Source organism: Candidatus Dependentiae bacterium (genome assembly GCA_013821315.1).
Classification (GTDB): domain Bacteria; phylum Babelota; class Babeliae; order Babelales; family Babelaceae; genus JACDHA01.
This window is the reverse complement of sequence record JACDHA010000056.1, coordinates 1-2174: the sequence shown is the minus strand read 5'-3', so window position 1 is coordinate 2174 and position 2174 is coordinate 1. Positions and strand designations below refer to the sequence as shown.

The 2174-nt window shown below is 32.8% G+C and carries 2 protein-coding genes; both read right to left on the bottom strand.

Going from position 1 to position 2174, the window contains the following annotated elements; translation table 11 throughout:
- Positions 1 to 1112, bottom strand: a 1112-nt coding sequence (locus tag H0X48_06975) for an ankyrin repeat domain-containing protein (protein MBA3955032.1), incomplete at its 3' end; no start/stop codon positions are given.
- Positions 1113 to 1613: 501 nt separating this feature from the next.
- Positions 1614 to 2174: Holliday junction branch migration protein RuvA (locus H0X48_06970; protein ID MBA3955031.1), on the bottom strand; the 561-nt coding region annotated here is incomplete at its 5' end.

The following is a 2174-nucleotide window of genomic DNA, read 5'->3' as shown; positions in this document are numbered from 1 at the left end:
TTTCTAATGGCAGAATATAAAGGGGTACAATTGTCTTTATTCTGAACATCTATGGTAGCACCCTTAGCCACTAAGAGTTCTACAATAGATTTATGATCATTAGCTGCTGCTGAATGTAACGGAGTTTCCTTAGCATTAGTTTGAACTTCTGTGCGAGCACCTTTACTTAACAACAATTCTACTATAGTTATATGACCATTTTGAGCAGCAACATGTAATGGGCTAAAATTACCCTTTGGCTCTTGAGCATCTACATTAGCACCTGCGTCAATAAGTAATCTTACTGTATCAGTATGACCATAAGCAGAAGCATAAAATAAGGGATTTACACCATCATTGTCTATAGTAGCAATATGGGCTTTGCTGTTAAGTAACTGTTTAATTATATCTAAAGAGGTATCCCTTTGAGCAGCTAAATTTAATGGTGTATTGCCACATTTATCCTTAGCTTCAAGTGATATTGATTGATTTTTAATCAAGAGAGGCAGTATAGTTACGCGGTTATATTTAACAGCGTAATGAAGGGGTGTCTGTTTATCCCTATCTAGAGCATTAACATTGGCACCTTGATTAATTAAAAACTCAGCTACTTCTTTACAGTCTTCTTTAATTGCATAATGCAAAGGAGTTACATGATCACCATTATGAATATCAACTGACAATGTGCTATCAAGGATTAGTTTCACTGTGTTAACGTCATTAGATTTAATAAAGCGAGAGAGCAGAATGCAGCAAAATAAATTATCATAATAAGGCCGTTGTATAGTAAGAAGCAATCTCACTAAAATATCATGGCGATACTCTACAGCCCAGCCGAGCAAATGGGTAAAATAATCTTTAACGTTAGGCAATCTTTTTTCATTAACAATAATAGCTACTAGTTTTGCAGTAATCTTTAGTGCTTGATACTTATCTACTTTAGAGGTATGTATACCGTTTTTTAGTAAATACTCTGCTTTCTCTAAATCATGATTGGCAAGAGCTATATATAATGGAGCATTTTGAGTATCAGTTGTATTACTAAACGTTTTTTTAATATTTGACTGATCCATAGCATGCATAAGAGAAGTCGTTATTACAAAAATAACTATTAATAATTGAGAAAATTTCACTGTATATACCTCTGTTTTAATTAAATGAATTGATATTTGATTATTAATTTTAATTTTTCTAATGTTGATTTAATTAAACATGTGATGAGCCTTTTGCAGATAAACAGCAACAAAAGCAAGAGAGAAAAACCTACAGGTCGCCCTTAGCGGGTACTGTCACTATATTTTACTACCTCAAATAGCAAAATATATAATTTTCAAAACATAATCATATACACTATTATACAGCATCTTGTTAAAATGTCCAATTGTCTTATATTATTAAATAAAATACAAAAATCATTACTTAGAATGCTTTAGAAATAAAACAAGAGTACTTTTTGGTCTTTTTTTATAGAGAAATGGGTCTGGGTATACTAATCGTGCACTTTGCAATAAAAAAGAAAAGAATTGTATCTTAAAAATAGGTCCGTATTACCGCTTAATTTTTTTACTCTTTAACAGAATTGGTAGATAAACTCGTCTAACGGATAAGCTAGACGAGTTTGTATAATAGCTGCATTAAGCCTTTTTAGATAAAAAAGAAAGAGCTTTACGCAACATTTCATCAAATTTACTTGTATCAGTACTATTCTTTTTTACAAATTCAAGAGCTCCGGCAATTTCGGATCTTGAGTAATTAAGCGAAGAAAGAGCATCTGAAACTTGTTTAAAGTACTTAAGAGTCTGGCCTTCAGATCCTGGCATAGATACAGTCGTAACATCAAGTTTCGACACTTTGTCTTTCAAACACAAAACCAGAGCTTCAGCTTTTTTAGTGCCGATACCACTTAAAGAGCTTAATGTTTTAATGTCGTTAAGTAGTATTGCTTGTAAAAAGCTTTCAGGTGATAGTTGAGCAAGAGCAGCCAGTCCAATCTTAGGGCCTATACCAGAACAACTAATTATTAAACTAAATACAGTTTTAGATAGTTTAGAAGTAAAGCCAAATAGTTGTGGCCCTTGTTCAGTATTCCAATGAAAATAGACCTGTAACTCTTGTTTTTGGCCTACGGTGAAAGCATGCTCGTCAGCAACTGAAAGATTAAACCCTACCCCACTAACATCAAGAATAATCTGTTG